Source organism: Streptomyces sp. NPDC027663 (assembly GCF_055566415.1).
The window spans coordinates 41375-65830 of record NZ_JBVHSK010000004.1; the positions used below are offsets into that span (position 1 = coordinate 41375).

Below are 24456 nucleotides of genomic sequence, written 5' to 3' on the forward strand. Positions count from 1 at the left end.
CGCCGACCGGACCGCGCAGGAACAGATGACAAGGGGTTGGTCGCGATGACCGTGGCTACGCAGCAGGGCGGCGGGGGCGGTTCCAGTGGCCTCTACGACGTTCTGGAACTCATTCTCGACCGCGGACTGGTGATCGACGCGTTCGTGCGGGTCTCCCTCGTCGGTATCGAGATACTCAAGATCGACATACGGATCGTGGTCGCCAGCGTCGACACCTACCTTCGCTTCGCCGAGGCGTGCAACCGCCTCGACCTGGAAGCGGGGCCGCGCAAGCCGGCCGGGCTCACGGAGCTCACGGGACACCTCACGGAGTCCGGCGCCCGTGGCAAGACCAAGGGAGCTCTGTCCGGCGCGGCGGAGACGATCTCCGATGCCTTCCAGCAGGCACGTGACGAGGGCCGCGAGCGGCAGGGCGACCGGGCCGTGCGCAGAAGAGGGGAATGAGAGAGGAGTACCTGACGTCTCCCCTCGTTGTTCATGGTCCGGGGGGCTCGGGGAAATCAGGCGGTGGCAGGCATGTTGGCTGCCCGTCAGAGACGACCCGCCTCATCTGCTGGAGGCCGGCGGGACCAGTCCGGGCGGCGCACGGGCGAGGATGGCGACGGAGGTGTGCGCCGACCCGGTCCGTGTTTCACGAAATCCTGCCGACGCCCGATGACGTCCTGCAAGCCCTGATCAGGAAGTGAAGCACCATGCTCGCAGCTCTCCGACGCATCTTCTCGTTCACCCCCGCCTGGAACTGGTCCAGCTCGGAGGGTGACTGGGAGTGACTCCGGCTGCCCCGGGGGGCCTGCACAACGAGAACGCGTGCAGGCCCCCTTTGGCGCTTGTCGGAAAGACCGGCCCTCTCCATAAGGCGTACCCCCATCCTGACGAGCGAGGAGACCCGGTCCACGCGGGAAGGCCGGCCTCGAACGTCAGGGCTGGTAACCGTTGGCCTGGACGGTGAAGAGCCGGGCGTACGTACCGTCCTCGTCGAGCAGTTCGGCGTGGGTGCCTTCCTCGGTGATCCGGCCGTCGCACAGGACGACGATCCGGTCCGCATCCCTGACCGCCCCGAGCCGGTGCGAGATCAGCAGACTGGTGCGGTCCGCCCGGTATCGCCGGAGCCGCAGGTGGATGTCGTACTCGGCCTCCGCGTCCAGACCCGAACTCGGCTCGTCCAGGATGAGCAAGTCCGGGTTCGTCCGCAGAAAGGCCCGGGCAAGGGCGAGGCGTTGCCACTGGCCCCCGGAGAGCAGTGCCCCGGTGTCGTCATCGGTGTCGTCAGCGGCGAACACGCGGCTCAGCATGGTGTCGTAGCCGTGTGGCAGCTTCGCCACCACCTCATGCACACCGGCCTCCCGCGCGGCGGTGGTCAGCTTCGCCGGATCTCCGAGCGTCCGGACGTCGCCGACGGCGATGTTCTCGCCGGCGGTGAGGTCGTAGTTCATGTAGTCCTGGAACACCGCCCCGAGACGACGACGCAGTTCGTGGACCGGCACCCGGCGGATGTCGACCCCGTCCCACATGATCTGACCCCGGGTCGGGTCGTAGAACCGGCACAGCAGCTTGACCAGCGTGCTCTTGCCGGCACCGTTGTGACCAACGAGGGCGACGGCCGTGCCGCGCGGGAGGAACAGGTTCACTCCGCGAAGGACCCACGGATGGTCGTCGCCGTACCGGAACCAGACGTCGCGCAGCTCGATGCCCCTGCGCAGTGCGGGGAGCGTGCCAAGGCGGACGAGATCTGCCGGTGGTCGGAGATCCGGTCCAGCCTGCAGAACCGATGTGTAGTGGTTCATCAGCAGGAGCTGGTGGTGCCCGTCGGCGAGGGAGCCGACAAGACCGGACATCGCGCCCTGCACGCCCACGACCGCGGCCACGAACATGGAGACGTCACCGACCGTCAGCCGTCCCTGCCGCGCAGCGAGCACCGCCCAGAGCAGTCCGCCTCCGGAGACGAACGCGCTGAGCAGGGCGAGGCCGGACTGGGTGACGAATTCCCTGCGCTCCACCCGTCGGCTCTCGGCGTCTGCGGCGCGCCGTTCGTCGAGCATTCGGTCCTTGAAGAAGTCACCGGCCGCGAACAGCCGGATCTCCTTGGCCGCGTCCAGACCCGACAGCAGGGACTGGTAGAAGAACTCCCTCCGCTGCGCCGAGCTGATGCGCCAGGCGCTCTTGGCCCGCAGTCGGGACAGCCGGAGCTCGGCCACCAGCGCGGGTGCGGCTGCCGAGACGACGAGCCCGGTCATCACCGGGCTGATGACGAAGAGCGCGACGACGAAACCGACGACGCTCAGGACGCCTCCGGCAATGCGCAGCCCGGTCTCCACTATGCGGCCGACGGTCTGGCTGCCCGCGGACTGAGCCATACGCAGACGGTCCTGGAAGCGGGGGTCTTCGAATCTGGCGAGCCCGCCGAAGGAGTTGACAGCTGTGAAGAGCCGGTTCACCGCCCGCGTCCCCGCCGCCCGGTTGAGCCGTGCGCTCAGGTACTGGCTGAGGTGTGGCAGCAGTGCCGCCACCAGCCCAAGTGCTCCGACTCCCAGAGTCAGCCCCAGCAGAGCCGCATTACTCACGCCGGTCAGCCGGTCCAGGACGAGCCGGGTGAGCCAGGCCACTCCCACGGGTACCCCGGCGGTGGCGACGGCGACGGCCACCAGGCCCGTCAGATGTGCCGGCGCCGACCGCCGGGCGAGCGAGACGGCACTGCAGGCCGCCGCGAACGCGTCGCGCGGCGCGAGCTGCTCGTTCCTGCCGCCCGAACGGCGGCCCGGATCCTTGCTCGTGTTCCCGCTCATGCACCGGCCTTGGTGGGGTGCGGGACGCGTAGCAGGGCGCGGCCGCTGGCCGCGATCCGGCCCTGGGGGCCCATGCGGACACCGGTCGGCATGCCCTGAATCCGGAAGGCCCCGATCAGCTCGCCCTTGAGGCGTGTTACGGCGACCGTGGCGAATGGGGAGAGCGCGGCGACGAAGGCAGCGGGGTCCGCTCCTTTGTCCTCGTCCACCACCACGACGGCCAGGACCTCGCCGGGTCCTGCCGCACGGGCCAATTCCCTCACGCCGGGGAGGAGTTCCTCGCAGGGGAGGCAGCCCGGGGAGAGGAAGGCCACCAGCATTCCCTCGCGCAGGCTGTCACGGGTCAACGGCCTGTCCTCGGTGTCGCGCACGGAGAAGCTGCCGACGGATTCTCCGACGGAGAGCGCCGAGCCCAGGAACGGGTCACCCTTGGCGGCGGGCGAGGACCCGTGCCCCTGGGTGCGCAGCCGTCGGACGACCCCGAACGTCAGTGTCACGTTGACGATGCTCAGTAGGCCGAACAGCGTCACGACGGCGATCAGGTACGCCATGATGAGTTGCTCCTTCCTGGGACGGCCTGGCCGTCGTGGCCGGGTGACGGAGGGAAACGACGATCAACGGCCGTCGGGCGTGGGAGCCGGCGGACGACGACGCCCAGAAGTTGGCCGGAGGTGAAGTAGCCGCAATGGCGCGAGTCCAGGCTCCGCCGCGGGTTGTCCCCGAGCAGCACGAACCGCCCGTCCGGCACGCGCTCCTCGGCCAGCGCCCGCAGTGCGGGTCCCGCATCCTTCGGAACGCGGTCCCCCGGAACGGCGACGGCGCGCTTGATCAGCCACGCGGGCAGCGGGAGCCGGTCCCAGCGCTCACCGGCAGGCGGCCCGGACACCACGAGCTGGCCACTGCGCACCGCGGCGAGCCCGGTGCGGCGGACCACGACCCGGTCACCCTCGACGAGGGTAGGAGTCATGCTCTCGCCCTCCACGGTGACGACGACGTACCGGCAGCGGAGCAGGGCCACCGCGGTGGCCAGGGCACAGACTGTGCCGAGTGCGGTGAGAGCGGCGGTGTCCCGCGTCATGCCCCGGCCTCCTCGCTGTTCACCGGGCCGAACAGGTGAGCCAGCTCGTCGAGGGTCACCGTGAACAGTGCGAGGAGCGCCCCGACGCCGACGGCCACGAGCAGTCCCGGCGGTGAGCCGGCCGCATCGGCCGCGGTGGGCCGTCCCAGCAGTCCGGTGAGGGCCACGCCGATCAGCAGCACATTGCGCACGACATGCCGCGGAGCAACGGGTTCCGAGCCGCCGAAGCAGTGGCAGGCGGCGTTCTCCTTGCGGCGCAAGGCCCCGGTCAGGGCCAGGGCGAACCCTATGAGCAGGAGCGCGGCCGCCGCGAAGCCCACGGTCACGGACGCGGGGACGACGAGCGCCATGAGCACGGCCGCCTCTGCAGTGATCACCAAGGGCGCCACGGCCTTCGTCCTGCGCCGTAGCGGCGGGACGAGTTGCGCCACCGAGAGCCGGAAGGCCCGGTACGCGTCCCCGGAGCGGATCTTCCCGGCGACCGAGCACAGGAAGACGAGGCCGAGCAGCACCCGGCCGCTGACGAGCACGTAGTTCATCGAAGCGAAAACCCTCCCGCCGGCGAAGCGCCCGGCGCTGGAGACCGGTCATCGAAGAACCGGCTCCGCCTGGCAGGGCCGGGGCGGAGCCGGTGCCTTGCAGATGAGATGAGGTGGTCGCAGGGGCGACGCCCGTTACATGCTGCAGCCGCAGTAGCCGGGCTTCTGCAAGTCCTTGCACATCTCGTACCACATCAGCTGGGTGGTGCGTCCCAGGCAGGAGCGGTAGATGCACTCGCTCTGCCAGCAGCCGGTCGCCGACGCGCTCGTCTTCGCGGCCACCTTCTCGAGCAGACGGTCCGGGATCGTACGCAGTCCTACACGCATGCGCTTCCTCCAGTTTCTTCGTGTGCTGTGGGATCACCCGGCTCGGTTCCGGTCCGCGTACGGCGCGGCCCCGGTCGGTGTGCGGACCCTGTTCGGTCTCGCCCAGCGGGCTGATCCGAGACTGGGGGCACGCAGTGGGCCGCGGCAACAGCAAGTTCTGTCTCGGACAAGCCGCTCCTTGTCCGGACTGGTCAGACGCCTGTCCGGATCCTGTCCGGACAGGCACCGGAGGCCTCAAGGGAGCGTCGACGGCGAGCGGCGGGGCGTCGGCGGTGCATGCCGGCGGACCAGGACGTCGGTGGGGTGGCCGGCGCGGTCGAGGAGTCGGGTCGCGCCGGTGGGCAGGACGCCGAGTGTCGTGTTGGCAGATGACCAGCAGTTATGCAAAATCACAGTCTCGTGCCGACCGAGCCCCCCGCCGCAACCCGTCGCACTCGCCGGACGTTGACCTCCGTGTGCATGACGAAACCAGTACCACCGGCGCCGCCCGCCTCCTGGGCTCCTACTGGCTGGACCCCCCGCACGGGCAGCCCGAGAAGCCCTGCTGCTGTTTCAGCCCGACCCCGCCACGGCGTGTGCGCGGCGCGCGGATCGCCCGGGCCGTCCTGACCTTGGCTGCCTACGCCCTCATCCTCACCGCACTCGCCCTCACCGCCACCGGCTAGGTGTATGAGCAGCAGCGTTGCTTGCACGACTGATGGGTGGGTGAACGCGCTCGGTGCAGCAGGACCTGCCGCCCTTTCCTTCTTACGCGCCCCGGGCAGGTGCCGGAAACAAGAGTTCCTCAGATGTTTGTTCGATTTACCGGGCGAGCCGGGGACACGGCGACCGAAGCGGTCCGGGAGGCTTCGCCAGAGCGCTATGCCCTCATTACGTAGATATCCTGTGGAATGTGATCGAGTCTGGAGGGCCGCGGCTCCGTCGCCACCACGGCCTGGCGCGGTTTGTGCGGCTGTCGCCGGTCATCCTGACCGTCGTCATCGCCAGCCTGGCCTACGCCACTCCCCCGGACGTGGCCTTCAGCCGCCTCCTGCCGGCGGCGCCCGCCCTCGCTGCCTCGATGTGGCCGGTACTCCCCACCATCCTGCTGGGGACGGTCTGTCTCCTTCTGATGATCGGCCTCAGCATCGTGTTCCCCGGCCTGGGCACGTGGTGGACGGCTGCAGGGATCGTCGCGGTCACCGTGGCGGCCGCGTACGGAAGTCATGTCCGGCTCCAGCGGGAGCGGACCCTCTTTCAGGTGCGCCTGGTCGCCGAAGCGGCGCAGCAGGTGGTGCTGAGTCCCATGCCGCGCCGCTTCGGGAGCGTCGAGATCGAGTCGCTGTATCTCGCGGCTGCGGCGGAGGCCAGTATCGGCGGGGACTTCTACGAGGTCGTCGAGACGCGATACGGGGTCAGGCTGCTCATCGGTGACGTGCGGGGAAAGGGCCTGCCGGCGGTAGGGGCGGCCGCGGCGATCGTCAACGCCTTCCGGGAGGCGGCCTACGGCGAGGCCAACATGGTCGGCGTGGCGCGCCGGCTGGACGCCAGCAGCACGCGTTACAACGCCGCGTTTCCCCCGGAGGGTCCGATGGAGCGCTTCGCCACCGCCCTTCTCGTGGAGATCCCGCAGGGGGGCAGGCGTATCGAGATCCTCAACTGCGGACATCCCTCGCCGCTGCTCCTGCACCGGGGGGAGCTCCGTTCACTGGAACCCACCAGCCCCTCGCCACTGCTCAACCTCGCGGAACTGATAGGCGATCACTACAGCGTCGACACCTTCGACTTCGCCCCCGGCGACCTCCTGCTTCTCTATACCGACGGGGTCGCCGAGGCCCGCGCCGGCGACGGTGAGTTCTTCCCGCTGATGGACTGGATGCGCCAACAGCCTTCGACGCCGCCCCACGAGCTGCTCACGGCTCTTCACCGCGACCTCCTCCGCTACAGCAGAGGACGCCTCGACGACGACATCGCCGCACTCGCGGTGCGCCTGTGTGAACCCTCGGGGTAGGCCTGGCCCGGATCACCGGAGGGCGAGCCCGGGCCTACCGCAGCCGGAGGCCCGGGCGACGAGGTGTCAGGTGCTGAGCAGCCGGTTGAAGAAGGACCTGTAGCGGCGCAGGGCCCCGCGCAGTTCCTCCGTGTCCACCGCCTCACCCTCGCCCCACTGGCCTTCGAGGTCCTTCTTGTGCTGGGCGAAGGTGGTGGCCAGGGTCTGCATGACTTCCGCCACCAGGGTGTCGGCGTCGTGCACGGCCTCACGGGGGTCGTCCACGAACTTGTTCTGGATCGTCTGCCAGCGGTCGCGGAAGCCGTGCTCGTCGTCGTCCGTCAGCAGTTGCGGCAGCTCCTCGTCCGATGGGCCTGCGGCCCCCGGGGCCCTCGACCCGTTGGTGGACGCGGCGTCGGACACACCTGCGGTGGACGCCGCTTCGGACACGTCCGTGGTGGACGCCGCTTCGGACACGTCCGTGGTGGACTCGCTGGTGCCGCTCTCGGTTCCGGTCGCAGAGGTGGCCGTGGCCTCTCCTGGATAGGTCGGGGCCTGCGTGGACTCCGTTCCCGCGGCGCTGCCCGCTCCGCCACCAGTCGGCTGTGCGAGATCGTCGGTGGAAAGGTCGCCCGTGCTGCGGCCCATGTCGTCGTTGCGGTGCATGGTTCTCCTCCACGCGGGATCGTCGTTGGGTCAGGACCGGGCGGGCTGGGCCCGGCCACCACCGTCGGCAAGCAGCTCGTCGAACAGGGCGCGGTAGTGCACCATGGCGCCCCGCAACTGCTCGGTGGTCGCCTGATGCTGCGTACTGAGGGACTCCACCTCGTGAGCGGCGCGGTAGTGCTCCAGGGTGCGGCCATGCTCCACCGACAGGTCCTTCATCTGCTGCTCGAACCCCTCGGTCGGGTAACCACGTTCGTGCATCAGGGAAGTCACGAGCCGGTCCGCGTCGTGCACCGCGTCCTCCGGCCGATCCACGAACTCCTGCTGAACGCTGGTCCAATCACGCGAGTAGCGGTCCCGCGAGACGGACGGCAGCGGTTTGATGTCCAGCGAGTCGTGCCGCCTCTCGCGCTGCCTCAGCTCCCGCTCAGCAGCCATCCGGCTGTCGGCGTCCTGGACCGTCCGCTCATATTCCGGGCCGAAACGCTCACGGAGACGACGGCGCCGCATGATCGCCGAGACCGCCACGGCAGCCAGCGCGACCACCACCACGATCGGGATGATGATCGCCAGAAGCGTTCCTGTGGACATGGCCACACGCTCCTCGGGGAGTAGTGATGTGCGCCCCACGAGTTCCCATTCGCACCTTTTTCACCCCTATGCAGCGTCCACTTCTCGACGGCAAGGCAGGTCATGTGGCGTTCGTTCGGCGGAGACGGTACCCGGCGTACAGGAAGGCAGCGTGGCGTGCCACCTTGCCGAGCCCCGATCACGTGACGGCAGCCGGCAGGCACAGTGACAAGATCGTCGCTGCGGAGCACAGGATGTCATGTACATGCAGGCCACACCCACAGCGTGAGGGCCATGCCGCTTGGAGCCCCCTGCACCCCGAACACGGCCTATGAGGGGTGTGACACTGGAAGCGGAGGGCTGAGCCCCTCGACGCGAGAAGGGAGTTCGACATGAGGCAGATCAGGTCGAGTCCGTCGGATCTTCCTCAGCTGTTGCGGGCCGCCGGGTCTGGGCTCCGCCGCTTGCCCGGGGCCGAGCAGGTGAGCAAAGTCGCCGATGGCGCACTGGACTGGATCGGAATCGTTTCTCCGCGTGACCGCCGGATGGCGATCTACGCCGGAGCCGGAGTCCTCGGCGTGGCAGGGGTGGTGGAATGGCCAGTTGCTCTTACGGGTGCGGCCATCGCCTGGGTCACTCAGCCGCGTCCTGAACAAAGAGGGCCGCAGGAGACAGCGCAAGGCGGCAGGCACCATGACGGACAGGCCGACGCACCGCACACCGACATGCGGCCCGCTGAGACCGCCCCCGGCCCTGCCCCCCCGTCGGCCTCCGATGCCGTGTCGCAACCCTACGGTGCCGGCGGAAAACTAGCGCCCGCACACTTCCACCACGAACACCGCGCACACGAACAGCCCGCCAAAGTGGGTGACCCTGCCACCGCGTCGGCGCTCAAGAAGGTCGCAGAAGCCTCCGCACACCACCACACACCCGGTTGAGCGCACCGCCGGCGATGCGGTCGCGCTTCACCGCTGGCCACCTCCCGCAGCTGATGCACCCGCCTGCCGCACCCGATACGAAAGTGCACGTCAGACGCCTCGACCGCATCGTTCGTGATCACGAATTCGGAACCCACCGGCACGCCGTGACAGCCGTCTTTCCATAAGAACGGACACAACGGGTAGGCGAAAGCAGTCCGATCAAGACAACGGGTAGTCGAAGACACAGCCAACCGCAGGAAAAGATCATGGTCATCCCGCTTAGGAATCAGGCGACGGATGAGCGGCACCAGACGGAAGCCTGGCGCTACGGCGCCGTCTGGGACGCTCGCGGCCCATCCATCGCCGGCGCACGGCGCGCAGTACGCACCCTGCTCGCACAGGCGGGACACCCGCCGCACCGCCAGGCCAGCCAGGATGCCCAGATCGTCGTCAGCGAACTGGTCACCAACGCACTGCGCCACGCCCCCGGCCCCGGCGGACTCCTGCTGGAGCTGAGTCGGGATCCCGCCGCTCTGCTGCAGATCACCGTGCGGGACAGCTCACCCGCACCACCGGAGCCCCTGCCCCGCGATCCGCACCGCATCGGTGGACACGGCCTGCACCTGATCACACGGCTCTGCGACCGGTTCCACACCGTCCTGGTGGACCGCGGCAAGAACGTCGTCGCCGAACTCAGCCTGCACGGGGCCACCCCCTGACCCGCCGGTCCGCGTGCCCCCGGTTTCCACGCCGAGTGGGCCACCGCGCTCTGACCTCGGCACACTGTTTGTATGTACGGGCCGACCGCAGGCGCGGGCACGGAGCGTGAGGACCTGCTCGCGGCCACCATCGTGGGGGCCGTCCAGACGACGACGGCGTATGCGGGGAGCATCTTCCTGCGCTCCCACGACCGCCGGTCGATCGTGCTCGCCGCGACCTGCGGGGTGCCGCCCTCTCAGCTGGGTGGCTGGCATCTCGTCGCGGCGAGCAGTCCCATCCCGGTCGCCGTGGCGTACAGATCCGGGCGCACGATCCATCTGGCGAACGCCGAGGAGACGATGCGACGGTATCCGCAGCTGGCGATGGCGTTGCCGTATGCCTTCGGATCCTGCTCGGTACCTGTGCGCTCCAGCGGGGAGTCGTTCGGATCCTTGGCGGTCGTGTGGCCGGCTCCACCGGGGAGCGAGGGGCTGTCCAAGGCAGAGCGTCGCCATCTGCGTGTCATCGCCGGCCGGCTCGGTGATTGCCTGGTCGAACTACGTGCCCGTACCGGTAACGCTGTGGAATGCGAACCGGGGACAGCCCCGGTCGAGACTCCCGCATACTCGGCAGGGGGCGTGCGGGTGGGCATGTTCGACCTGGACCTCGGCTCCGGTACGTTCCGCGTGGACGACGCGCTCTTCGGAATCCTCGGTCTTGACTCCGGTGCTTTCGACGGACGAGCCGAGACGCTTGCGTCGTGCCTGCACCCGGGTGATCGTGTCGCCTTCCGGGCCTGTATGCGCGAGGCAGCCGGCGAGGGCCGCATCACGGCGCAGCGCCTGCGTGTACGGGATCGTGGCGACGACGGCGAGCAATACCGCGCCGTCGAACTGTGGGGTCGCGCGCCGGTGGCCGACGGGGCGCGCGCGGCGACGCATCTGGTCGGTGCCGTCGTGGACGCCCAGACAGCCGATGCGGCTGTCGCAGCGGCTGAGCGTCTGCCGGACGGACTGCTCTCCCTCGCCGCCGACGGACGAGTCACCTACGCCAACCGCGGCGCCCTGCATCTGCTGGACGTTTCCGCCGATGAGCTGTTGGGCCGGTGCCTCTGGGATGTACTGCCCTGGCTGTCCGACCCCGGCATCGAGTACCGGCACCGATCCGCGATGATCTCCCAGACGTCGTCCTCTTTCCTCGTCAGCCGGCCGCCCGACCAGTGGCTCGCCCTCTCCCTCCACCCACGGCCTGACGGTGTCACCGGCCGAGTCGTCCCCACCACCCGTCCGTCCTCGGACGTCACAGCCGCCGCGCCCCCGCCTGCGGCGCCACCCGCCGCCGCACCGGCACGGCTGGGCGTCATGTACCACGTCCTGCAGCTCAGCAGCGCGCTGACCGAGGCGGTCACCACACGCCAGGTCTGCGACATCGTCTCCGACCAGCTCCTGCCCGCGTTTGCCGGCCAGCAAATTGCGATCTACCGGGTCCGCAACGGGAAGATGCATCTGCTCCATCACACCGGCCACCACGAGACATTCCTCGACTGGCTGCAGGGCGCCCCCGTGCATGCCCGCCTGCCCGGGACGGAAACCCTCACCTCCGGCACCCCGCTCTTCATCGAGTCACAGCAGGACCTCGCCCGGGGCTACCCGGGCATCCCGACGCAACAGGTCAGCTCCTGGGTGTATTTGCCGCTGATCGCCTCCGGCCGCCCGATCGGCACCTGCATCCTCGGTTACGACAAGAGGCATCACTTCACCGAGAAGGACCGGGGTGTGCTGACCGCGCTGGCCGGACTGATCGCCCAGGCGCTGGAGCGAGCGCGGCTGTACGACTCGGAGTTCGCCATCGCGCACGGTCTGCAACAGGCGCTCCTGCCACACCGTCTGCCGAGGATCCCGGGCATCCGGAGCGTTGCACGGTATCTGCCCGCCACCAGCGGTATGGACATCGGAGGCGACTGGTACGACGTCATCCCCACCGACGACGGTGCCCATCTCGTCATCGGTGACGTGGAGGGGCACAGCATTGCCGCGGCAGCCACCATGGCCCAGTTGCGCAGTGCGGTGCGCGCCTTCACGGCGGTCGGCCATGAACCCGGCGACGTGATGGCCGGCGTGAACCGCACTCTGATCGACCTGGACTGCAATCTGCTGGCCAGTTGCTGCTGCATCCATGTCGAAGCCCGCGGCGGACAGGCCGACGTGGTGACCGCCGGCCATCCCCCACCTCTGCTCCGTCTCCCCGACGGCACGACGGACGTGCTGGACTTGGAGGTCGGAACACTCCTCGGTGTCGACCACGCGAGCACGTACACCCAGACCCGTATCGCCGTGCCACCGGGATCCGTCCTCGCCCTCTACACCGACGGCCTGGTGGAAAGACCCGGAACCGACATCGGTATCGGTATCGACCACCTGCGAGCATCACTGGCCCACCCCCGCGCGGGTTCGCTGGACGAACTCGCCGACCGGCTGCTGAACCACGCCAGCGACTCGTCCCACCGTGCCGACGACATCGCCCTGCTCCTCGTCGAACACGATTAGGCAGTTTGGTTCGGACGAGCCGGTCGGTGGTCCAGGTGTGCCCTTGACCGCCGCCGAGTGGGCACGGGTCGATCCATCGCCGCGCTGCCGCCCTCGGTTGCCTGCGAGGGTGAGGGCGGGTCGGGTCGTTCGCAGACCCGCCCCCGGAAACCTCTCAGACGCCGACGGGCTTGGCCGGGCCGGGGACGTTGCGGAAGCGGAACGGCTCCGGTTCGCGGCCGGCCTGGACGAACCAGCACTCCCCGCTGCCATCGCCGGTGACGATCCGCAGCACGGTGTCCGCGACGGCCTCGGCCGGGATGACCGGCAGTCCCTGCTCGGAGAGCATGCCGCGCAGGTGGTCGATGATCCGCGACTCGGCGAACCCGGGACAGACCGCGTTGAAGCGCACGTTCTCCGGCGCGAGAGCCGGCCCCAGGGAACGTGCGAGTCCCACCACCGCGTGCTTGTTGGCCGCGTACAGCGGGTCGAGCGGCACTGCCGCCAGGCCTGCCAGGGAAGCGGTCGCCACGATCGATCCGCCGCCGCGAGCCCGCAGCGCGGGCAGTACCGCGTGGGTGCCGAAGACCACGCCGTCGAGGTTCGCGCCCATCGCCCGGCGGTAGCGCGCCGGGTCGAAGTCCTCGCCGACGCCGCATCCGGTCGCCACCCCCGCGTTGAGCAGGGCGATGTCCACACCGCCGTACCGTTCCTGGGTGAACTCCACCAGGCCCCGGTTGGCGTCGAGGTCGGAGACGTCACAGGCGCGGAAGTGACCGTCGATCATGTCGGCCACCTCTCGGCCGCCCTGTGCGTCGAGATCGGCGACGACCACGCGCGCGCCCGCCCTCGCCAGCGCCAGCGCCGAGGCCCGGCCCAGTCCGCTGGCGGCGCCGGTGACGATCGCCACCTTCCCCTGGAGCGAGACGGTGTCCCTGTGCTCTTCCTGCGGCGCCGCGGTCCCGCTCTCACCGGCGGTCATGCCAGCTCCAGCACGAGCTTGCCGACGTTCTCGCCGCGGAAGAGCATCTGCAGGGTCTCGGGGAAGTCGTCGACGGTGCCCCTCACCACATGTTCCTTGACCTTGATGCGGCCGGCGCCGATCCAGGCGGAGATATCCTGCGCGGCCTCCGCGTAGCGCTTGGCGTAGTCGAAGACGACGAAGCCCTCCATACGGGCGCGGCGCACGAGCAGCGAGAGGTAGTTGGAGGGGCCCTTGACCGGCGTGGTGTTGTTGTACTGGCTGATCGCGCCGCAGATCACGACGCGCGCGTGCATCGCCAGCCGGGTCAGGGCGGTGTCGAGAATGTCCCCTCCGACGTTGTCGAAGTAGACGTCGATGCCGTCAGGGGCATGCTCACGCAGCGCCTTCTTGACGTCTTCGGCCCGGTAGTCGATCGCCGCGTCGAATCCCAGTTCACCGGTGAGCAGGGCGCACTTCTCCGGCCCTCCGGCGATGCCCACGACGCGGCAGCCTTTGGCCTTCGCGATCTGCCCCGCGATGGTGCCGACCGCGCCGGCCGCTCCGGACACCACGACGGTCTCGCCGTCCCGCAGCGCCCCGACGTCCAACAGGCCGAAGTAGGCGGTCATGCCGGGCATGCCCAGCGCTCCCAGATACGTGGACGGCGGAGCGAGAGAGGTGTCGATCTTCATGGCGCCCCGGCCGTCGGAGACCACGTACTCCTGGACTCCGAATGTGCCGACCACGTGGTCGCCGGGCTGGAAGTCGGGGTGGTTCGATGCGGTGACCTCGACGACCGATCCGGCGCGCATCACCTCTCCGATGCCCACGGGCGGCAGGTAGGAGGGACGGTCGTCCAGCCAGCCCCGCATGGCCGGGTCCAGCGAGATGGCGCGCGTCCGGCCCGCGAACCGGCCCGGACCCGGTTCCTCGAGCGCTGCGGAACGGTGCTCCCAGTCCCCGGGTTTCACGTCGCCCACGGGGCGGGCTGCCAGACGGATCTGGCGGTTGGTCGTGGACATCATGTCTCCTGTCGTTCGGCTCCCCCAGACCATACCGACCAGTAGGTACGTCGGTGGGCGTGATATTCCCCACAGATCATGCATGCGTCCGGGGACCTAGGGTCCGGGCGTCGGCCATCGGCGGATCGCCGTCGACCGGATGCCGCATCGAGCCGAAAACGTGACTCTCGGCAGGCTTATCACGCATTCCAACCAGTCGGTATCGTGCGCCGTCGCACCGATGCCTCACCGCCACCTCCCACGGATCCGAGCCGCACCGGAAGGCCATGCGATGACACACCCTTACGACAACCGGTACCCGCCGCCGACATCACCGGGATGGACGCAGCCGCGGACCGAGCCCCACGGCAACGGCCCTCGCCGCGAGTCGTACGGACGGGATCCATGGCAGGAGTCGTACGGCCACGACGTCCCGCAGGACACCTCGTACGGCTCCTCCAGATCCGACACCCCTTCGTACGACTCCTTCCGGCAGGCCCCGCAGCGCCCACCGCACGCGCACGAGCCCACTGCGCACGGCGCCGATCTCGCCGACCTCCGCTCGGCCTACCGGGTGCTCCGCCGGGTCTCCACGCTCACCGCACTCGGCTCCTTCGTGGTGTACGTGGTGCTGTCCTGCTGTGCGCCGGACCTGATGGGCTCCGAGATCGCCGGTGAGCTGAGCCTGGGAATGGGGCTGGGGATCCTCCAGCTCCTCGTCACCTTCGCGGCCGTCTTCTGGTACGGACGCAGCGCACAGCGCTCCGTGGACCCGCTGGCGCGGGCCGTCAGGGAGAGAAGGGCCGGGCAGGGCCGGGACGTCGGGGTGGCGGGATGAACGACTACGGCTCAGGGACGCACGCGGTCGTCCTGGTCCTTTTCAGCACCCTGGTGACCCTCACGCTCCTGATGTGTGTGATGGCGGGGCCGGACCGCGACGACCTGACGAACTTCTACACCGGCTACCGCTCGCTCACGCCCCTCAAGAACGGCCTGGCGATCGCGGGCGACTACATCTCCGCGGCCACGGTGCTGAGCACCACCGGCATCATCGCGCTGGCCGGATACGACGGTTACGTCCTCGCGGTCAGCACCGCCCTGTCGCTGGTGCTGCTGATGTTCCTGCTGGCCGAGCCTCTGCGCAACGCCGGCAGCTTCACCATGGGCGACGTCCTGGCCCGTAACATGCCAGGACGGGCCGTCCGCATCGCCTCCTGCGTGGTGACGCTCTCGGCAACCCTCCCCTTCCTGGTCGTCCAGCTCTCGGGGGCCGGGTCGCTGCTCACCTTCATCCTGGGCATGTCGCACGAAGCCGGCGCCAAGACGGCATGCATCGTCCTCGTCGGCAGCCTGATGATCATCTATGCGGCGATCGGCGGCATGCGGGGCACCGCACTCGTCCAGATGATCAAGATCGTGCTCCTGCTCGGGACCAGCATCACCGTCGCCGCCCTGGTACTCAACCGCTTCGACTGGAGCCCCGGCGAGATGCTCCGGGCCGCCGAGCGCGGTAGCGGAACGGGCCCGGCCTTCCTCCAGCAGGGCCTCCAGCTGGGCACCTCGGCGGCTCAACGCCTGGACTTCGCCAGTCTTCAGATCACCGTGATCCTCGGCGCGGCCTGCCTGCCGCACATCACGATGCGCCTGTACTCCGCGCGGGACGTGCCCGCCGTGCGCCGCTCCATGTCGTGGGCGGTCGGTACGGTCACCACCTTCTGCCTGACAGTGATCATCATGGGTACGGGCGCGGCGGCCCTGGTGGGGTCGCAGTACATCACCGCGGCCGACCCGCACGGCAGAACGTCGGTGCTCATGCTGTCCCGGGCGCTCAGCGGCGATGCGAGCTCCGTGGGCACGACGGTTCTCTACGCAGCCATGGCGGGCACGGTGTTCATCACCCTGCTGTCCTCGGTCGCCGGGATGACCCTGGCCGCGGCCTCCTCGCTCGCCCACGACCTGTTCGCCCACGCGCTGCGGCGGGAACGGGCGGCGGCGCGTACGGAGATGACGGTGGCGGCGTGGACGAGCGTGGCCGTAGGGAGCGTCGCCATCCTGCTCTCGGCCCTGGTGCAGAACTGGGACGTCGGCGTCCTGACCACGCTGGCGATCTGCATCGGGGCATCGGCCGTCGCCCCCGCGTTGACCTACTCCCTCTTCTGGCGAGGATTCACGCGCACCGGCCTGCTCGCCAGCCTCTACGGGGGCACGGCCTGCGCGCTGGTGCTGATGGTCTTCTCCAAGGCGGTCTCGGGCACGCCGTCCGCCGTTTTCCCGGACGCGGACTTCGACTGGTTCCCCATGCAGTCCACCGGCATGGTCTCCATCCCGTTCGGCTATCTCGCGGGTTGGCTGGGCAGCCGTCTGGACCACCGGCGCCGCGCCGCCGAGAGCCGCGAGAACCGGCGGCTGTACGAAGAGAGCGAGGCACGGCTGCTCGCCGCGGCCGAATGAACACGGCAACTGGGCGGGCTACGCGAGCGGCCATGGCGCCGCGGCCGTGGTCCGCCCAGGGTCCCGGGGGTGACATCGGTGAACTGAGCCCGGAGCGCCAACTCATTTGCCTCACCTGCACCGAAACCCTCTTCGGCGACCCCATCCGGGCCGACGTCTCCTGACCAACCGGCACATCAGCCGAGTCCGTTCGAGACGTCCACCGAATCACGCAGGTCTCCCGTGCAACGAAGGCCCGCACACGAGGGAAGTCCCGGTTCGCCGCCCGAAGGGGGACCGGGACGGTCTCTCGGTTCGGGGCCGGGCCCGGTCACCGCGGCCGGTCCGGAAGCCCCGCACAGTCACCGGACCCCAACGGCCTCGGCGCGTCGACCGTGCCGATCACGGGACACCTCCTTCCGACCCCGGTACCTGTACCGGCTGGGAGGGGATCCGATGGGGCATCGGGTCCCCTCCTCGAGGGACAGGGCGTGCGCGAGGACGTTGTGCGTCTCCGCGTCCGACTGTCCGGCAAAAAAGGCTTGTGCCGCGATGCAACCTGCCTGCGGGGCCGTGCGTATATGAGGCGATGCTGCACCTCACTCGGGGATGACATGGATGTGGATTCTTCGGCCGGTTGGACCGCCGGCCGTTACGGCGCTGTTGGCGTGGCCTGTGCGGCCTTGGCCCCGGCCCTCGGTCGTTCGGCGGACGCGGGGACCGGCGTCAGGGTGGCCGTTGGCACACCGCGTGCACGGGCCTCCGCCACGGCGGCCGCGAGGGCGAAGAGCACGACAAGGTGACCGAGGACGAGTTCGACCTCTTCTACACGGCTGCCTGCCCACGTCTGGTCGGCCAGCTCTACGCCCTGACGGGCGACTACGCCGAGGCCCAGGACGTGGTTCAGGAGGCGTTCGCACGCGCCTGGGAGCGGCGCTCGTCCGTCCTGACCGGCGACCGGGATCCCGAGGCGTGGATACGCACGGTGGCACACCGTTTGGCGATGAGCCGCTGGCGACGGGCGCGCCACTGGTGGGAGCTGGTCCGAGGTGCGTCCGCGCCGCGGCCGGTGCCCGAACCGAGCCCGGACCACGTGGCGTTGGTCTCCGCCTTGCGGCGACTGCCGGAGGCCCAGCGGATCGCGATCGTGCTGCATCACCTGTGTGATCTGAGCCTGGAGCAGATAGCCACCGAGACCGGGGCGGCCGTCGGCACCGTCAAGGCACGCCTGTCACGCGGCCGTACGGCACTCGCCGCTCACCTGGTGAGCGAGGAAAACCACTCCACGGAGGAAGCCTGTGTCTGACCAGCCGCCCCCGCATCCCCTGTCCGAGGCGGAGCTGTCGGCCCGTCTCCATGGCCTGGCCGCGCGGTCCGCGGCACCGGCCACGGGGGCACAGGCGAGGACTCGGGCGCGACGTCGAAGCCGCGGCCGACGCGTTCTGCTCTCCACCACCGCGCTCGGAGCGGCGGCCCTCACCGCCGTCGTCTCCGGCACTCTCGGCTCCACCACCGAGGCGGCCGTACCACCTGCGGCGTCCGTGTCCCACACCCCCACGTCCACCCCGTCCCCGGTGTCCGTCCAGCGGCTGACGATCGACCTGGACGCCTACACACTGACCGTGGAGGGCAGGAAGTTCCCCATCAGCGGACTGCAGGACAACTGCCCGATCGGCGAAACGGCGGTCACGGTCACCGCGAAGTACCCCACCCTGACGATGCCCCCCAACCAGTACAGCGCGATGAGCAAGTCCGTGGACGTCAGGCAGTGGGCCGTCACCTTCACCGACCGCAGTCACCACCAGCGGCTGCTGATGAACGCGCTGGACCCCGCCGCCGGTCTCAACAGCATCGGCCATGACGCGGGCCCCGGCTCCATCGCCCTCTCACCCCGCGACGGGAAGTGGGTCTACGACGCCATCAAGCCCGGTGCGCGCGTGGAGATCAAGGGCCGGCAGGGAGCGAGCGCGGACCCGGACTCCGTGTGCTACGACCGCCGGCCCGTCACCGGCGACCGGTGAAAGCCGAGCAAGTTCCCTGTGTCAAGCGTCGGTTCATCCCCTTTCCTGTCCCTGCCCGGCTGTCCGCTCAACCGTCACATCCGCCCTTTGCCCAGCCGACGACCGGCCGAAGGTCCAGGTCGGTTGCCCGTACAGGCAGACGTGATGATCTCCGAGTCGGTAGGTGCGTGATGGCTGACGCAGCCCGTTTGCATTGCTTCTGTCCAAGTCCCCACTCCTGAAGGCTGCGCACTCCGATGACCGAAAAAGCTGCCGAGACACCCGAGAACACGTTCCTCCCGGGTGGCCGGCGCCGGCACCGCAAGCCCAGACAGAACGACACGGGAACCGGCCTGCGCCGGACCCTTGTCCTCGCCGTGGCCGTGCCCGTGGCGTCCGCCGCCCTGGCCGGTCCGTCCGCCTTCGCCGCCCAGAAGGGTGTCGGCACGACGGCCGGGACCCACGGCCTGAAGAGCGACGACCAGCAGGTGGCCAAGAGGCTGGAGACCCGGGTACTCGATCAGCGGCTGGGCTCGAACGTGAGCGGCGTGGTCCTCGACGCGGGCTCGAACACCACCGTCTGGGGTCACAACGCCTCCACCGCGCTGATGCCGGCGTCCAACGTCAAGCTCGCCACATCGACCGCTGCCCTGACCGTGCTCGGCCCGCAGCACCGGTTCACCACGAGGGTCGTCTACGGCCATGGCACCCTGACCCTCGTCGGGGGCGGCGACCGCACCCTGACCACCTCCGACCTCGCGCAGTTGGCGAAGACCGCGATCGCCGGGCTCAAGGCAGCGGGCCGGACCACCGTGAAGGTCACCGTCGATGACAGCCTGTTCCCGGAGCCGACCCTGGCCAAGGGCTGGAACGACGGCTACTACCCCGACACCGTCGCGCCGGTCCGTGCGTTGGTCGTCGACGGGCACGGCGTCCAGGACACCTCCATCAACGCCGGTCAGGTCTTCGCCGAGCAACTTGCCGCGGGCGGCGTCACTGTCACCGGTGACGTCACCCGTGCCACCGCACGCCCGACGGACGTTCCGGTGGCCCAGCACACGTCGGCGCCGTTGTCGGACATCGTCCGCACGATGCTCAAGCGCAGCGACAACGACATCGCCGAGACCCTGTTGCGGATGACCGCCCTCGGCGCCGGCCGCCCGGCCACCTTCGAGGGCGGCACCGAGGTCGTGCGTCAGGTGCTGCGGCGGGTGTACGGCGTCTCGCTCGAACACGTCGAACTGTACGACGGCAGCGGTCTGTCCCGGGCCGACCGCATTCCGGCCGCCACCCTCGCGCAGATCCTCGAACTGCTGACGCAGCCCCGCTACGCGCCCACCCTCGGTTCCGTCCGCGACGGTCTGCCCGTCTCCGGCGAGGCCGGCAGCACGCTCGGCCCGGAGTACGGCCGGTTCGACGACGTCCACTCCAAGTGCGCGGTGGGCAAGGTGCACGCGAAGACCGGCACCCTCACCGGCGCCATCGCGCTGAGCGGTCTGACTCAGGGCAAGGACGGCAAGTGGAAGGTGTTCTCCTTCGTCGAGAACGGCGCCACGGCCGACCCGAACGCCGTCAAGGACGCCATGGACGGCCTCGCCGCGACCGTCAACGGCTGTTACACGTAAGGCATTCGGTCTCGGCACCGGTGGGCCCGGGTGTTCATCCGTCGCCGGATCGACGTGAACCAAGCCCGCCGGTGACCGTTTGCGAACCGCGGCGGCGCAACGGTACGGCCTTCCCGGCCGGATGCCGGGCGGATTCGCGGCCGGCATCACCGTCCACGTCGTCGCCGTCGTCATGGGTGCGGTTGTTGCCGACCGGGCACGACACCGAGCGCAGACAGCCGGGCGCAGGAGCGGACGGTGCGAGTCGCTCCAGGGCGAGGTGTGCTCGGGATCCGGGTGGCCGGGAGGAGGCGACAGGTGATGTCCCGGCCCACGGCCGACTCGGCAGCGGAGAGCTGCGGTGCGAAGCTGGAGCTGATCACGAGCGCCCCGCTCCTGCGCAGTCGCCCGGAGAACGGTGAGTACAGATGACTTCGAAGTCCGCCGGTGTCCCCGATCCCGGTTCAGCCGCTGCCGGCAACGGGCCCGCCGTCTCCCGCCGGGGGTTCGACGCGCTCTTCGAGGCGGTCCGCACCTGGGGGCGCTGGAGCCCGGCCGACCGCGGTGCCTGGAACCGTGTGACCGCGGACCATGTGCGGCGGGCCACGGCCACGGTGCGGTCCGGGGTGGTCGTTCCATTGGCGCTGCCCTGGAACACCCGGCCCGGCCCTGACAACCGCAGGCCCGCGCTGCACCACATGACGGATCTCGGTGACGTGGAGGGCCCGGAACCCTCCACCCACAAGGACTTCCTCGCCGCCGACTACCACGGCAAGGGCGTCACGCACCTCGACGCCCTGTGCCACATCGCCTACCAAGGACAGCTCTACGACGGCCGGACGGCCGGCGACGTCGTCGGCTCCGCAGGCGCCCGTTTCGGAGCGGTGTCGGCACTCGGGCCCCTCGTCACCAGAGGTGTGCTCCTCGACCTTCCCGCCGTCCTCGGGATCCCCTGGCTGGAGCCGGGACGAGCGGTGCATGCGGAGGACATCACCGCCGCGGAGAGGGTGCTCGATGTGACGGTCGGCGAGGGTGACGCGGTGCTCCTGCGGTCCGGGCACGTGCGCCGCCGCACACAGCTGGGCGCCTGGGACCCCGACACGGCGAGCGCGGGCTTCCACGTGGACGCCGTACCGCTGCTGGCCGAGCGTGGCATTGCGCTGCTCGGCGGTGACGGCGACAGTGATGTGCGGCCCTCGCCCGTGGCGGGCGTGCACTCGCCGGTCCATGCCCTGGCCGTGGCCGCGATGGGGGTCCCGCTCCTGGACAACCTCGATCTGGAGGCTCTCTCCGCCGCAGCCGCGGAGGCCGGTCGGTATGAGTTCCTGCTGGTCGTGGCGCCGCTGAACGTACCGGGCGGGACGGGATCGCCCGTCAACCCGGTGGCGGTCCTGTGACAGCGCCCGGCCGGTCATGCGCATGAGAAGCATTCGACCGAGACCGATGCCCCTTATGTACGTATTCTCATCTGTATCGGAATGTTTTCGAGCGGCGGACTCTCGCGAGTGAGGCGTGGCGTGGTTCGGTTCGGCGCGGCATCGACGCCGGCGGGGCGTGCGACGGACGGCACGGAACCCGTCCGTTCGCGTGAGCGTTTTCTGCAGGGCGGGCCGGTCGAGGCGGGAGTGCGACCGCCCATCTCCGGTTCGTGGCAGCGCTGCCGGTCCCTGGGGCTCTCGCCGGACGGGGCCGACCTCCCCTTCCGGGAGGATTTCGATACGGAAGCACGGATCATCCGCGCGGCCATACCTGTGCTCGACCGGCTGCAGGACAGGTTCGCCGGCAGTGAGATGAACATCAGTGTCGCCGATGCGAGTGGAACGGTCCTCCTGCGCCGTTTCGGAGAGGCGTCCCTGGCCAGCGGCCTCCCGGCGATCCAGCGCGTGCCGGGATTCGTGTTCGCCGAGCAGTTCGCGGGGACGAACGGCATCGGTCTCGCGCTGGCGGAGCGGCATCTCATCCGGGTCTACGGTGCCGAGCACTTCGCCGAGCGGGCCCAGGGAAGCGCCTGCCGCGCACTACCGGTCCGCGACCCGCTCAGCGGCCGTATCGAGGGCGTCCTGTGCTTCGGCTATCCGCGCAGCTTCGACCACCCCGCGCTGGCCACCGTGATACGCAAGGCGGCGCGAGCCATCGAGCAGAGGCTGCTCAGGCACAGTTCCGCACGCGAGCGCGCCCTGCTGCAGGCGTACCTGGACACCGAAGCCGAAGCCGCCGTCGACCGGCACCACACCGTCGGACTGGACGAGCTGGCTCTCGGACTGCGCCCCCGTGACCGTGCGGTCCTCATGGAGAGAGCCACCGAGCTGATCTCCGGCGCGCAGCGGGCCGCCCTCCGCGTCCCTCTCTCCGACGGCCGGTGCGTCACGCTGCTGAGCCGTCCGATGACGAGTGCCACCGGGGTCCAGGGCCTCGCCATCGAGGCAGTTCTGCCCGGCCCCGCACCGCGACGTCTCCTCGTCGCCCCGCGGCAGGTCGACGAGTTGCCGTTCCTCCCTGCCGAACCTGCCGTCTCCCGTGCCGTGGTGCCGGCGGCGGCGGTTGCCGTCACCGCACCCGGCCAGGTCGCCGGGGGCGGCGAGGGTGTCGGGTTCGCCGGAGCGGAGGACGATCATCCAGCCTCCGCGCTCCCGTCGAGGGGGCTGCTGCTGGTGGGGGAGCCGGAGGTGGCGCGGCACGCCCTCGCCGCACGACGCCGTCTGGAGCTGGTGTCCGAGGCCAGTACGCGGATAGGCACCACCCTGGACGTGCGCCGCACCGCCCAGGAGCTGGCGCAGACGGCGGTACCGCGAGTCGCCGACTACGTCACGATCGACCTGCCCGAGGCCGTGCTGCGCGGAGAGGAGTCCGCCGACCCGCACGGCGACCTGCACCGTACGGTGGTCCACGGCATCCGCGACGACTGCCCCTTCGTTCCGGTCGGCAAGCGGGTCGGCTACGGCCCGACGGCACCGCACCTGCGCTGTCTGACCAGTGGAGAGGCGGTGCTGGAACCGGACCTCAAGGTCGCCGCGGGCTGGCTCGCCCACGATCCCGAGCACACCGAGGAACTGCTGACCCACGTTCACTCGCTCATCGCGGTCCCTCTGGTGGCCCGCGGTGTCGTCCTGGGCGTCGCCGCCTTCTACCGGGGGCGGGACTCCGCCCCCTTCGGTGACGACGACCGTTCCCTGGCTCAGGAACTGGCCGCCCGGGCCGCCCTGTCCATCGACAACGCCCGGCGCTACACGCGAGAGCGCTCCATGGTCCTGGCCCTGCAGCGCAGCCTGCTCCCGCACGGGCTGCCCGACCAGGACGCCGTCGAGGTCGCCCATCGCTACCTGCCCGCCGAGTCGGACGTGGGCGGCGACTGGTACGACGTCATCCCTCTCTCCGGCATGCGTATCGGCCTGATGGTCGGGGACGTCGTCGGCCACGGCATGCTCTCCGCCGCCACCATGGGCCGGCTGCGCACCGCCGCACGCAGCTTCGCCGAACTCGACTTCCCGCCGGACGAAGTCCTCACCCACCTCGACAACCTGGTGGGACGGCTGGACCGGGAGGACTTCGTCGACGGCGCAGCGGACATCATCGGCGCGACCTGCCTGTACGCCATCTACGACCCGACCACCCAGCAGTGCACCATGGCCCGCGCCGGGCACCCTCCCCCCGCGCTGGTCCGCCCCGACGGCACGGTGTCCTTCCCGGAGCTGCCCGCCGGGCCTCCGCTCGGTCTGGGAGGCCTGCCCTTCGAAGCAGTCGAGACCGACCTCCCCGAGGGCAGCCAGCTGGTCCTCTACACCGACGGACTGATCGAGGACCGGTACCGCGACGTCGACGCGGTCCTCGACCAGTTGCGCGAGGTCCTGCCCCACCCGGAGCGCATGCCCGACGAGACCTGTCAGGTGGTCCTGAACAGCGTGGCGCCCACCCACCCCTGCGACGACATCGCCCTGCTCGTCGCCCGCACCCACGCCCTGGACCCCGACCGGATCGCCGCCTGGGACCTCCAGCCCGACCCGGCCCTCGTCGGCGAAGTGCGCGCCAGCGCCATACGCCGGCTGGCCGACTGGGGACTCGACGAAGCCGCGTTCGCCGCGGAGCTGATACTCAGCGAGCTGGTCACCAACGCCATCCGGCACGCTTCCGGACCCGTCCACGTACGGCTGCTCCACGACCGCACCCTGATCTGCGAGGTCTCCGACTCCAGCAACACCGCCCCGCACCTGCGCCGGGCGGCCAGCACCGACGAGGGCGGCCGCGGCCTGTTCCTCGTCGCTCAGCTGGCACGCAGCTGGGGCACGCGCTATCTGCCTCGGGGCAAGGTCATCTGGGCCGAATGCGGCCTCGACGGCATCTGAGGCCGGCGGCACCGCTGAACCGTTGGCGGCACAGTGGCATG

The 24456-nt window shown here is 69.9% G+C and carries 21 protein-coding genes; 12 read left to right on the forward strand and 9 right to left on the reverse strand.

Annotated features, from left to right (window positions below; genetic code table 11):
• Nucleotides 1–45 precede the first annotated feature (45 nt).
• On the forward strand, nt 46–444 hold the full coding sequence (locus tag ACZ4SF_RS13460; protein ID WP_468382661.1) for a gas vesicle structural protein GvpA: 399 nt from the start codon (nt 46–48) through the stop codon (nt 442–444).
• A 473-nt stretch (nt 445–917) separates the two neighbouring features.
• Here the strand turns inward: ACZ4SF_RS13460 and ACZ4SF_RS13465 are convergent, their stop codons facing one another.
• From ACZ4SF_RS13465 to ACZ4SF_RS13485, 5 genes are all read right to left on the reverse strand, one after another.
• Nucleotides 918–2783 (reverse strand): ABC transporter ATP-binding protein, encoded by a 1866-nt coding sequence (locus ACZ4SF_RS13465; RefSeq protein WP_468382664.1) that lies wholly within the window; start codon nt 2781–2783, stop codon nt 918–920.
• Nucleotides 2780–3334: a TlpA disulfide reductase family protein gene (locus ACZ4SF_RS13470; protein WP_468382667.1), complete on the reverse strand. Its 555-nt coding sequence runs from the start codon at nt 3332–3334 to the stop codon at nt 2780–2782. The genes ACZ4SF_RS13465 and ACZ4SF_RS13470 overlap by 4 nt, the downstream gene beginning before the upstream one ends.
• On the reverse strand, nt 3322–3861 hold the full coding sequence (locus ACZ4SF_RS13475) for a S26 family signal peptidase (RefSeq protein WP_468382670.1): 540 nt from the start codon (nt 3859–3861) through the stop codon (nt 3322–3324). Before ACZ4SF_RS13475 ends, ACZ4SF_RS13470 begins: the two co-directional genes overlap by 13 nt.
• A complete protein-coding gene (locus ACZ4SF_RS13480) occupies nt 3858–4400 on the reverse strand; it encodes a MauE/DoxX family redox-associated membrane protein (RefSeq protein ID WP_468382673.1) in 543 nt (180 codons plus the stop codon). Before ACZ4SF_RS13480 ends, ACZ4SF_RS13475 begins: the two co-directional genes overlap by 4 nt.
• A 135-nt stretch (nt 4401–4535) precedes the next feature.
• Nucleotides 4536–4727, reverse strand: a complete 192-nt coding sequence (locus ACZ4SF_RS13485) for a hypothetical protein (protein WP_468382676.1) — start codon at nt 4725–4727, stop codon at nt 4536–4538.
• A 455-nt stretch (nt 4728–5182) separates the two neighbouring features.
• On the opposite strand from ACZ4SF_RS13485, the gene ACZ4SF_RS13490 reads away from it, so the two are divergent.
• Nucleotides 5183–5392, forward strand: coding sequence for a hypothetical protein (locus tag ACZ4SF_RS13490; RefSeq protein WP_468382679.1), 210 nt, complete (start codon nt 5183–5185; stop codon nt 5390–5392).
• 227 nt (nt 5393–5619) lie between these two features.
• On the forward strand, nt 5620–6717 hold the full coding sequence (locus ACZ4SF_RS13495) for a PP2C family protein-serine/threonine phosphatase (protein WP_468382682.1): 1098 nt from the start codon (nt 5620–5622) through the stop codon (nt 6715–6717).
• A gap of 66 nt (nt 6718–6783) precedes the next feature.
• On the opposite strand, the gene ACZ4SF_RS13500 is transcribed toward ACZ4SF_RS13495, so the two are convergent.
• Nucleotides 6784–7362, reverse strand: coding sequence for a hypothetical protein (locus tag ACZ4SF_RS13500; protein WP_468382685.1), 579 nt, complete (start codon nt 7360–7362; stop codon nt 6784–6786).
• A 30-nt stretch (nt 7363–7392) separates the two neighbouring features.
• Nucleotides 7393–7953: a hypothetical protein gene (locus ACZ4SF_RS13505; RefSeq protein ID WP_468382688.1), complete on the reverse strand. Its 561-nt coding sequence runs from the start codon at nt 7951–7953 to the stop codon at nt 7393–7395.
• A gap of 1165 nt (nt 7954–9118) precedes the next feature.
• Here ACZ4SF_RS13505 and ACZ4SF_RS13510 point away from each other — a divergent pair.
• Both ACZ4SF_RS13510 and ACZ4SF_RS13515 read left to right on the forward strand, forming a co-directional pair.
• Nucleotides 9119–9571, forward strand: a complete 453-nt coding sequence (locus ACZ4SF_RS13510) for an ATP-binding protein (RefSeq protein ID WP_468382691.1) — start codon at nt 9119–9121, stop codon at nt 9569–9571.
• A gap of 72 nt (nt 9572–9643) precedes the next feature.
• The gene (locus tag ACZ4SF_RS13515; RefSeq protein WP_468382694.1) at nt 9644–12097 is read left to right on the forward strand and encodes a SpoIIE family protein phosphatase; all 2454 of its coding nucleotides are present in this window, start codon (nt 9644–9646) and stop codon (nt 12095–12097) included.
• A gap of 154 nt (nt 12098–12251) precedes the next feature.
• Here ACZ4SF_RS13515 and ACZ4SF_RS13520 read toward each other — a convergent pair whose 3' ends face one another.
• Nucleotides 12252–13058, reverse strand: a complete 807-nt coding sequence (locus ACZ4SF_RS13520; RefSeq protein WP_468382697.1) for an SDR family oxidoreductase — start codon at nt 13056–13058, stop codon at nt 12252–12254.
• A complete protein-coding gene (locus ACZ4SF_RS13525; RefSeq protein ID WP_468382700.1) occupies nt 13055–14062 on the reverse strand; it encodes an NADP-dependent oxidoreductase in 1008 nt (335 codons plus the stop codon). Before ACZ4SF_RS13525 ends, ACZ4SF_RS13520 begins: the two co-directional genes overlap by 4 nt.
• A gap of 271 nt (nt 14063–14333) precedes the next feature.
• Here ACZ4SF_RS13525 and ACZ4SF_RS13530 point away from each other — a divergent pair, with 271 nt between their 5' ends.
• The 7 genes from ACZ4SF_RS13530 (at nt 14334) to ACZ4SF_RS13560 (ending at nt 24415) form a co-directional block, all read left to right on the forward strand.
• Nucleotides 14334–14879: a DUF485 domain-containing protein gene (locus ACZ4SF_RS13530; RefSeq protein WP_468382702.1), complete on the forward strand. Its 546-nt coding sequence runs from the start codon at nt 14334–14336 to the stop codon at nt 14877–14879.
• Nucleotides 14876–16492 (forward strand): sodium/solute symporter, encoded by a 1617-nt coding sequence (locus ACZ4SF_RS13535; protein WP_468382705.1) that lies wholly within the window; start codon nt 14876–14878, stop codon nt 16490–16492. The genes ACZ4SF_RS13530 and ACZ4SF_RS13535 overlap by 4 nt, the downstream gene beginning before the upstream one ends.
• A 778-nt stretch (nt 16493–17270) precedes the next feature.
• Nucleotides 17271–17777 carry a SigE family RNA polymerase sigma factor gene (locus ACZ4SF_RS13540; RefSeq protein ID WP_468382708.1) on the forward strand — a complete coding sequence of 169 codons (507 nt, stop codon included), beginning with the start codon at nt 17271–17273 and terminating at the stop codon, nt 17775–17777.
• Nucleotides 17770–18492 carry a L,D-transpeptidase gene (locus tag ACZ4SF_RS13545; RefSeq protein WP_468382711.1) on the forward strand — a complete coding sequence of 241 codons (723 nt, stop codon included), beginning with the start codon at nt 17770–17772 and terminating at the stop codon, nt 18490–18492. Before ACZ4SF_RS13540 ends, ACZ4SF_RS13545 begins: the two co-directional genes overlap by 8 nt.
• A 236-nt stretch (nt 18493–18728) precedes the next feature.
• A complete protein-coding gene (dacB, locus tag ACZ4SF_RS13550) occupies nt 18729–20096 on the forward strand; it encodes a D-alanyl-D-alanine carboxypeptidase/D-alanyl-D-alanine endopeptidase (protein ID WP_468382714.1) in 1368 nt (455 codons plus the stop codon).
• Nucleotides 20097–20503: 407 nt separating this feature from the next.
• Nucleotides 20504–21472, forward strand: a complete 969-nt coding sequence (locus tag ACZ4SF_RS13555; RefSeq protein ID WP_468382717.1) for a cyclase family protein — start codon at nt 20504–20506, stop codon at nt 21470–21472.
• 120 nt (nt 21473–21592) lie between these two features.
• Nucleotides 21593–24415, forward strand: a complete 2823-nt coding sequence (locus ACZ4SF_RS13560) for a SpoIIE family protein phosphatase (RefSeq protein WP_468382720.1) — start codon at nt 21593–21595, stop codon at nt 24413–24415.
• Nucleotides 24416–24456 lie beyond the last annotated feature (41 nt).